At 56.7% G+C, this 9,161-nt stretch carries 6 protein-coding genes; 5 read left to right on the forward strand and 1 reads right to left on the reverse strand.

Features of this window, described 5'->3' with window-relative positions; all coding sequences use genetic code 11:
• The first annotated feature begins 7 nt into the window (after positions 1-7).
• Positions 8-3,106 carry an efflux RND transporter permease subunit gene (locus tag ACNKU7_RS17335; RefSeq protein ID WP_418298247.1) on the forward strand — a complete coding sequence of 1,033 codons (3,099 nt, stop codon included), beginning with the start codon at positions 8-10 and terminating at the stop codon, positions 3,104-3,106.
• A gap of 56 nt (positions 3,107-3,162) precedes the next feature.
• Here the strand turns inward: ACNKU7_RS17335 and ACNKU7_RS17340 are convergent, their stop codons facing one another.
• Positions 3,163-3,633 carry a DUF4124 domain-containing protein gene (locus tag ACNKU7_RS17340; protein WP_418298248.1) on the reverse strand — a complete coding sequence of 157 codons (471 nt, stop codon included), beginning with the start codon at positions 3,631-3,633 and terminating at the stop codon, positions 3,163-3,165.
• A 531-nt stretch (positions 3,634-4,164) separates the two neighbouring features.
• Between ACNKU7_RS17340 and ACNKU7_RS17345 the strand changes: the two genes are divergently transcribed.
• From ACNKU7_RS17345 to pssA, 4 genes are all read left to right on the forward strand, one after another.
• Positions 4,165-5,901: an acetolactate synthase 3 large subunit gene (locus tag ACNKU7_RS17345; RefSeq protein ID WP_418298253.1), complete on the forward strand. Its 1,737-nt coding sequence runs from the start codon at positions 4,165-4,167 to the stop codon at positions 5,899-5,901.
• Positions 5,902-5,916: 15 nt separating this feature from the next.
• Entirely contained in the window at positions 5,917-6,408 is a 492-nt protein-coding gene (gene ilvN / locus ACNKU7_RS17350; protein ID WP_418298249.1) for an acetolactate synthase small subunit, read from the forward strand.
• Positions 6,409-6,480: 72 nt separating this feature from the next.
• Positions 6,481-7,506 (forward strand): ketol-acid reductoisomerase, encoded by a 1,026-nt coding sequence (gene ilvC / locus ACNKU7_RS17355; protein ID WP_418298250.1) that lies wholly within the window; start codon positions 6,481-6,483, stop codon positions 7,504-7,506.
• A gap of 113 nt (positions 7,507-7,619) precedes the next feature.
• The gene (pssA, locus tag ACNKU7_RS17360; RefSeq protein ID WP_418298251.1) at positions 7,620-8,531 is read left to right on the forward strand and encodes a CDP-diacylglycerol--serine O-phosphatidyltransferase; all 912 of its coding nucleotides are present in this window, start codon (positions 7,620-7,622) and stop codon (positions 8,529-8,531) included.
• The last annotated feature ends 630 nt before the right edge of the window (positions 8,532-9,161 follow it).

Below are 9,161 nucleotides of genomic sequence, written 5' to 3' on the forward strand. Positions count from 1 at the left end.
TGTCTGCGTGAACTTTACCGAAATATTCATTCGCAAGCCGGTGCTGGCCAGCGTGGTCAGCCTGTTTATCTTTTTGCTCGGGCTGCGTTCGGCCTTTGAGCTGAATGTGCGCCAGTACCCCGAGCTGGAAAATGCGGTAATTACGGTGAGCACCGTATACGTTGGTGCTGACGCGGATCTGGTACAGGGGTTTATCACTACACCACTGGAGCAGGAAATTGCCAGCGCCGATGGTCTCGATTACCTGGTATCGACCACCGTGCAGGGGATTTCGGTAATCCAGGCGTATGTGCGCCTGGATTATGATCCCAACGAGGTGCTGACGCAGGTCGTGGCCAAGGTAAACAAGCTGCGCAGCGAATTGCCGATAGAATCCGAGGATCCTACCGTCGACCTGGCCGTTGGTGAAACGATTGCGGCCATGTACCTGTCGTTTTCTTCCGACCTTCTCGACAACAATCAGATCACGGATTACATCACCCGTGTTGTACAACCCAAGCTTTCTACCGTGGCGGGGGTGCAGCGCGCGGAATTGCTGGGCAATCGCACCTTTGCCATGCGGATCTGGCTCAAGCCGGCGGAGATGGCGGCGCTCGGGGTTACTCCCGGGGATGTGAGCAGTGCGCTGCGCCAGAACAATGTGTTGGCTGCTGTGGGCAGCACCAAGGGTACCCGGGTGGCGATGGATATCCGGGCGGATACGGATATCGCCTCCGAACAGCAGTTTCGGGATCTGGTGGTGCGAGCCGAGGGTGACCAGCTGGTGCGCCTGCAGGATGTTGCCGAGGTTGAGCTGGGGTCTGAATCCTACGATACCTCGGTCACCTTTAACGGGCGATCTGCCACCTTTGTTGCCGTACAGGTGGCACCGGATGCCAATGCGCTGGATGTGATCGCCGTTGTGCGGGACTTGCTGGACAATGAAATTTTTCCCCAGCTGCCGCAAGGAATGCTGGGAGAGATTCCTTACGACAGCACCGAGTACATTCAGGACTCCATTGATGAAGTCGTGAAGACCATCGCGGAAGCAGTGGTAATCGTAATTGTCGTGATCTACCTGTTTCTCGGTTCCCTGCGCAGTGTGATCATCCCCGCAATAGCGGTTCCTCTCTCGCTGGTAGGAGCGCTGTTCCTGATGCTGTTGATGGGCTTTACCATCAATCTGCTGACGTTACTGGCGATGGTGCTGGCCATCGGCATAGTGGTGGACGATGCCATCATTGTGCTGGAAAACGTGCATCGGCATATCGAGGAGGGTATGTCCCCGCAGGATGCCGCCATCAAGGGGGCGCGGGAACTGGCGTGGCCGGTGGTCGCCATGACCACCACCCTGATCGCGGTATACCTGCCGATCGGCTTTCTCGGCGGCCTCACCGGCACGCTGTTTATCGAATTTGCATTTTCGCTGGCTGGGGCGGTGTTGCTGTCGGGGGTGGTCGCGCTCACCCTGTCGCCGATGATGGCTGCAAAAGTGTTGCGCGCCCGCGATGGTAAACGGGGCAACCGGTTTGAGGCCTGGTTGCAGCAGCGTCTCGACGGCATGCAGGCCGGTTATCGCCACTGGTTACACGGCGCCTTGAATGAACGGCTCGTCATTCTGGTGTTTGGCCTGATTGTGCTGGCCAGCTGTTACTTCCTGTTTGTTTCCTCACCTTCCGAACTGGAACCCAAAGAAGATCGCGGATTCGTTCTGGGCATTGCCAGCGCAGATTCTTTTGCCACGATCGATTACGTGGAGCAGTACACGAACCAGATCAACGGGATCAAGGACAGGCACCCGGAGGTTGAAAACCTTTTCCTGCTGAATGGCGTTGGAGGTGCGGGCAACAGTAGCAGCAGCGCCATCGCCGGATTTGTGCTTTCCTCCTGGACGCACAGGGATAAAAGTACTCAGGAAATGCAGCAGCTGATCGCCGGCGAAGTGGCGCAAATAGCCGGTTTGAAAGTGGCTACTGTGGTGCCGCCCAGCCTGCCCACGGTGGGGGGGCGTCTGCCGGTGGAGTTTGTCATCGGCTCCACTGAACCCCTTGCCAACCTAGCCGGGTTTTCCTCCGAAATTCTCGGTCGTGCCCTCGCCAGCAAGAAATTTATTTTTCTCGATACCGATCTGAAACTCGACAAACCCGGCCTCTCGGTCGTGATTGATCGCGACAAGGCCGCGTCCATTGGTGTGAGTATGGCGGATCTCGCGCGCGAGCTCGGCGCCATGTTGTCCGGAGCCTATACCAACCGCTTTTCTCTCGAAAACCGCAGCTACAAGGTCATTCCGCAGGTGGAGCGGGTGGAGCGGCTTACGGGGGATCAGCTGGAGCAGTATTACATTCGCGCCGGTGATGGCAAACTGGTACCGCTTGCTACCCTGGTGCGGATCAGAGAGTCCGTGGAGCCGCAACAGCTAAAGCGTTTCCAGCAATTGAATGCTGTAACCATATCCGGGGTTCCGCGCCCGGGGATTACCTTGGGGGAGGCGCTGGGGGTACTTGAATCTGCCGCACGCGAAGTGCTGCCCCGGGAATACTCCACTGACTATTCCGGCCAATCGCGCCAGTTTAAGAACGAGGGCTCGGAGCTGGTGCTCACGTTTTTCTTTGCCCTGGTCATTATCTACCTGGTGCTCGCCGCGCAGTTTGAATCCTGGCGTGACCCCCTGATTATGCTGATTACTGTCCCCATGAGTGTGTGCGGGGCGATGATTTTCGTCAGCCTGGGCCTGACTACCCTGAATATATACACGCAGGTCGGGCTGGTGACACTGATCGGGGTGATTTCCAAGCACGGTATCCTGATCGTGGAGTTTGCCAACCAGTTGCAATTGCAGGGCAGGAGCAAACGTGAGGCCATCGAGGAGGCGGCTTCCATTCGCCTGCGCCCAATCCTGATGACCACCGCTTCTCTGGTTCTGGCTATGGTTCCGCTGCTGGTTGCCGCTGGCCCTGGGGGGGGGGCGCGTTTTGCCATGGGCTTGGTGGTGGCCACCGGAATGACCATAGGCACGCTGTTTACGCTTTTTGTGGTACCTGCGATGTATCTGTATCTGGGGCGGGATTACGCGTTGGGTGAACGAGGCACCGATAGGGAATTCGATGCGGGCGAGGGGCAAAGGTGAAGTCGCGGTTCAGCGCAAAGGTCTGGTAGGCCTTTGCGCTTTGCACCGGGCCGGGGTCAGCAGTTGTCTTGCATGATCTGCTTGGCCTGCCGAATACGCTGCTGGCGTTCCTCCTCGGGCAACACCCGGTAGTTGCCACTGGCATCAACTTCCCGCACTCGGGCGTGGCTGTGCAGTTCCTGCAAGCGCTGCTGGGCAGAGTTGCAGCGGTGCGCGCGAGCGGCCAGTTCGGCCTTGTTCTCTTCCGGTTCCTGCTGCGCTTTGGATTTTGCCGCTTGGGCCGGGGCCTTCTGTTCCGGGCTCTCGGGGGCTGGCTGGTCTTTCGCCGCCAGTGCTTCCTGGGCCTGCTGCCACTGTTTGTAGCGAGCGGACTTGGGAGCCTTGACCACTTCTACCTGTTTTTCCTTTGGTGGCTGCGAGCCGAAATGCACCACGCCATTCTCGTCTACCCATTTGTAAATACCGTCTGCCTGGGTCGCTGCGGACAGGCCGAGCCCCAGTAGCAGGGTTGCGAACAGGATACGCATGGAAACTACCTTGTGTTGTCGTGATTCTTTTATTCGTTGACGGACTTTGCCATGTTGGCATTGTAACGGTGGAGGGTGGGCATCTAGCAACCCAGTTAACAGTTTACGTGGCCACAGCCGGAAATTTTCCCGGGGATCCCGCTGATTTTGGATTGTGACTGCTCAGACTATTGACAGCTTGGGTACATGCTGCACAATTTGCCGTTCGCTCGGCGAAGTAGATGTCACCGCAACACCCCGCGAGTCGCACCCTTTCCGGTGGGTTAACCGCCCACCTTCTCCTGCCGAGGAGGCCCTCCCCATCTGGAGGCCCTGGATCCCGGTTTTGTACCGACCCTGCTGTCGGGCGGGATCCGCGCAGTTTGCTGTCACCGTGAAGTTATCCTAAAAAACGGACTAAATCTGCGTTAAAGGCTGATATTTATCCCGCTTTTCCTTTAGAATCGCCGTCTGGCTTTCGCGTCACGGCGCTGATTTGTAGTTATAGGATGATGCGGATCCTAAAAAATGGAAGATATTGAGGGGGCTCAAGTGGAATTACTCTCCGGCGGCGATATGTTGGTTCGCGCGCTGCAGGATGAAGGGGTAGACCTGATATTCGGTTACCCTGGCGGTTCGGCGCTTCATATTTACGATGCCATCTTTCGGCAGAAGGGCATCAAGCATGTTCTGGTGCGTCACGAGCAGGGGGCAACCCATGCCGCAGACGGTTACGCGCGTGCTACCGGCAAGACCGGTGTGGTGCTGGTGACCTCCGGTCCCGGAGCCACCAATGCGATTACCGGGATTGCCACCGCGTATATGGACTCCATCCCGATGGTGGTGATTTCCGGTCAGGTGCCCACCGATAAAATTGGCGAAGATGCATTTCAGGAAACTGACATGGTGGGCTGCTCGCGGCCGATCGTGAAGCACAGCTTCCTGGTCAAGAACGCGGAAGAAATTCCCGCGATCGTGAAAAAGGCGTTTTACATCGCGTCCACCGGCCGTCCCGGACCGGTCGTTATTGATATTCCCAAGGATGTCACTAACCCGGTTGACCGCTTTCCGTACAAGTTTCCGGAAAAGCTGCGTATGCGCTCTTACACACCTGCAGGCAAGGGGCATACCGGACAGATCCGCAAGGCGGTGGCTCTTCTGTTATCGGCCAAGCGCCCGGTGATCTATGCCGGCGGCGGTGTAGTGCAGGGCAATGGGTCTGAGCTCCTTACTGAGCTGGCGCAGCGCCTGAATTATCCGGTGACCAACACCCTGATGGGCCTGGGGGCCTACCCGGGTACCGACAAACGCTTCCTGGGCATGCTCGGCATGCACGGTACTTTTGAAGCCAATACCGCGATGCACCATGCGGATGTGATCCTCGCGGTGGGCGCGCGCTTCGATGACCGCGTGACCAATACCCCGGGCAAATTCTGTCCCAGTGCGAAGGTTATCCATATCGATGTGGATCCGGCTTCCATCTCCAAGACGATCACGGCTGACGTGCCGATCGTAGGTACGGTGCAGTCCGTCCTGAGCGATATGCTGGAAATGCTCAAGGCCTCAGACGAGATGCCTGACCAGTCCGCGATTGTGGACTGGTGGCGCCAGATTGATGACTGGCGTGAGCGTCACGGCCTTTATACCGCGCCGCGTTTCCGTACCGATGGCGACATGATCATGCCGCAGGAAGTTATTCGTGCTGTGCATGAGATTACCGGGGGGGACGCCTATGTGACCTCTGATGTCGGCCAGCACCAGATGTTTGCTGCCCAGTACTATCTGTTTGACAAGCCCCGCCGCTGGATCAACTCGGGAGGCCTCGGCACCATGGGCTTCGGCCTGCCTGCGGCGCTGGGGGTGAAGATGGCATACCCCGATGCCGAGGTGGTCTGTGTCACCGGTGAGGGCAGCATCCAGATGTGTATCCAGGAGTTGTCTACTGCGACCCAGTATCACCTGCCGGTAAAAATCCTGTGCCTCAATAACCAGGCTCTCGGCATGGTGAAACAGTGGCAGGAAATGCAGTACGAAGGCCGCCTGTCCAACAGTGTATATGAGGAGTCGCTTCCGGACTTCATCAAACTGGCGGAGGCCTACGGTCACCTTGGAATGAAGATTGAGCATCGCGACGAGCTTCACGGCAAGCTGTCGGAAGCATTTGCGATCAAGGATCGCACCGTGTTTATCGATGTTTATGTCGACCCGTCCGAGCACGTGTATCCCATGCAGGTCATGCCGAATGGCTCCATGCGGGATATGTGGCTGAGCAAGACGGAACGGACGTAAAGGAAGGTAAACAGTATGCGCAGAATCATTTCAGTTCTGATGGAGAACGAACCCGGTGCATTGTCGCGGGTGGTGGGCCTGTTTTCCCAGCGGGGCTACAACATTGAAAGCCTCACCGTGGCGCCAACCGAGGATGCGACACTGTCGCGCCTGACGCTGACCACCATCGGGGATGACCACAAGATCGAACAGATCACCAAGAACCTGAACAAGTTGATCGATGTGGTGAAGCTCGTGGACCTGACAGAAGGTTCACATATTGAGCGGGAACTTTTACTGGTGAAGGTGCGTGCAACTGGCGCCCAGCGTGACGAGGTCAAACGCAGCGTTGACATCTTCCGTGGCCAGATCGTTGATGTCACCAGCAACATGTACACCGTACAGGTATCCGGTACCAGCGAGAAGCTCGACGCTTTTTTACAGGCACTGGGCGAGCACACCATTATGGAAGTGGTGCGTTCTGGGGTGTCGGGTATTGCCCGGGGTGAAAAAGTACTCAGTATCTGATTGCCAATGAATCAATCGCTGCTCGGTGAGCAGCAAATACTTTATTTAGCACACATACGTAGGAAGTAAGTTATGCACGTTTATTACGATAAAGATTGTGACCTTTCCCTGATCAAATCCAAGACGGTTGCCATCATCGGTTACGGTTCCCAGGGCCATGCCCATGCCAACAACCTGAAGGATTCCGGTGTAGCCAACGTGGTAGTTGGTCTGCGCAAAGGCTCCGCTTCCTGGGCCAAGGCAGAAAAGGCTGGCCTGCGCGTTGCCGAAGTGACCGATGCAGTAAAAGACGCCGATGTGGTCATGATTCTGACCCCGGACGAGTACCAGGCGGCGGTATACCGCGAGCAGGTAGCTCCGAACCTGAAGGCTGGTGCTGCATTGGCGTTCGCCCACGGTTTTAACGTGCATTTTGAATTGATTGAGCCGCCGAAGGACGTTGATGTAATCATGATCGCGCCGAAAGGGCCGGGTCACACCGTACGTTCCACCTATCTGGAGGGGGGCGGTGTTCCTACTCTGATCGCGGTATATCAGAACGCGTCCGGTAGTGCGAAGGAGCTGGCCCTGTCGTATGCCTCTGCAAATGGTGGTGGTCGCTCCGGCATCATTGAAACCAACTTCCGTGAAGAGACTGAAACGGATCTTTTCGGTGAGCAGGCAGTATTGTGTGGTGGTGTATCTGCACTGGTTCAGGCTGGTTTTGAAACCCTGGTTGAAGCGGGCTACGCGCCGGAAATGGCCTACTTCGAGTGTCTGCATGAATTGAAGCTGATCGTCGACCTGATGTATCAGGGCGGTATCGCGGATATGCGCTACTCTATCTCCAACACTGCGGAGTATGGCGACTACGTAACCGGCCCGCGCATCGTGACTTCTGAAACCAAAGCTGAAATGAAGCGCGTGTTGACTGACATCCAGACCGGCAAGTTCGCCAAAGACTTCATGCTGGAGTCCCTTGCCGGCCAGCCGCGCCTGAAAGCGGAGCGCCGTATTGGCAGTGAGCACCAGATTGAAGAAGTCGGTGCCAAGCTGCGTGCAATGATGCCCTGGATCAAGGCCAACAAAATCATCGACAAGACCGAAGGCAATAACTGATTCGGATCTGATGTAAAAGCGGCGGGGTTTTGCGAAAGCAGGGCCCCGCCGCTTTTTTTTTGCCTCGCGGCCACTGTACACTCGCTGGCATAACAACCTGATACGGAGCCTCTATGAGCGACAACAAGGGCGCGCAGGCAGCTGAAAGCCCGCGTACTGATGAAGAAATTCGCCTGCCGGTGGATGAACATATTGAAGAAGAGGTCTCTGCCAGCGGCAAGAAAGTGCGCGCAAGAGGGGTCTACCTGCTTCCCAACCTGATCACCACGGGCGCACTGTTCAGTGGCTTCTATGCCATCATTGCCGGAATGAATGGCAACTTCGAGGCTGCCGCCATTGCTATTTTTGCCGCCATGATTCTCGACGGCCTGGATGGGCGGGTGGCCCGATTGACCGACACTCAAAGTGCATTTGGGGTTCAGTATGACTCCCTGTCGGATATGGTCTCGTTTGGCCTGGCCCCCGCACTGGTTGTCTTCAACTGGGGACTGGGCCCGTTGGGTAAGCTGGGCTGGGCGGCTGCGTTCCTCTACGCGGCCTGCGCAGCTCTGCGCCTGGCCCGGTTCAACACGCAGGTGGATACCGTCGATAAAGGGGTTTTCATTGGCCTGGCGAGTCCGACTGCCGCGGCTATTGTTGCGAGTATGGTTTGGGCTGGGCACGAAATTGAGGCCGGTGCCGGTCTCGGCATCGTTGCGGCACTGGTTACTGTGGCAGCGGGCTTACTGATGGTGTCAAACTTCCACTATACGAGCTTCAAGAAACTCGATTTCAAGGGTCGGGTTCCCTTTGTCATGATGCTGGCGATCATTTTGGTCTTCAGTCTTGTGACTATTGATCCACCCAGGGTCCTGCTGGTTCTCGCAGTGCTCTATACTTTTTCGGGTCCGGCGTACTGGGTTTGGCAGCGTATGCGCGAGCGCAAAGCGGTTGCGGTTGCCGCGTCCGATACTGTCGAGGTCGAGCCGGATGAAACCGTGGGTAAGGCGGCTGATGTCGATCGTAATCAGAGTGGTAAAGACTGATACCCTAAAACCGGTCGGACACTCTCTCTGGCCGGTTAATCTTCCCCGGGCACTTGGTACTTGCCCCAGCCGATACTACTCTTAAGAAATCCCCTGATGATTCTTCGGGTCGGGCGATCCAGACCTGAGGAGAGGGCGCGCAAAGACTTTTGTGACTTTCTTGAAAAAAGTTCTTGCCGCAGACGGGAGGGGGTCGTATAGTTCGCGCCCTCACCGCTGCAGAGGCGGCGAGGTTGGCGGGATAAGTTGCTGATTTTCAAAGAGTTTTGCCTCGAAAAGAAAATCAAGAAACAGCTTGCCAAGGTCGGATCGGTCGCTATAATGCGCGCCACTTCGACGGGGTCGCCAAGCGGCGCCGAGAAGTCGACCGGGGCTCCGGCAGCCCATCAGGATTGAGGATCAACGCTTTTGGAGCCTGGTTTTCAAGCCTGAAAAAAGCTCTCAAAAAGAGCTTGCCAGGCGATAAGAGCTCGATATAATGCGCGCCCTTATCGAGATCGCCGAGAGGTGGTTGAGAGTTCTGAAACACCTTGATTTACAAGGGTTTCAGAGCAAAAAAGTCTGCGAAAAAGCGCTTGCTAAAGCAGATCGGATGTGTAGAATACGCGTCCCACAGTGAGGGCCTGGCGC

Origin of the sequence: Microbulbifer weihaiensis (assembly GCF_048323715.1) — a bacterium.
Taxonomy (GTDB): Bacteria; Pseudomonadota; Gammaproteobacteria; order Pseudomonadales; family Cellvibrionaceae; genus Microbulbifer.

What these genes read in the sequence shown, in the direction of transcription:
- pssA (WP_418298251.1), top strand. Translation starts at nt 7,620, where the DNA reads ATGAGCGACAACAAGGGCGCGCAGGCAGCTGAAAGCCCGCGTACTGAT.
- ilvC (WP_418298250.1), top strand. Translation starts at nt 6,481, where the DNA reads ATGCACGTTTATTACGATAAAGATTGTGACCTTTCCCTGATCAAATCC.
- ACNKU7_RS17340 (WP_418298248.1), bottom strand. Translation starts at nt 3,633, where the DNA reads ATGCGTATCCTGTTCGCAACCCTGCTACTGGGGCTCGGCCTGTCCGCA.
- ilvN (WP_418298249.1), top strand. Translation starts at nt 5,917, where the DNA reads ATGCGCAGAATCATTTCAGTTCTGATGGAGAACGAACCCGGTGCATTG.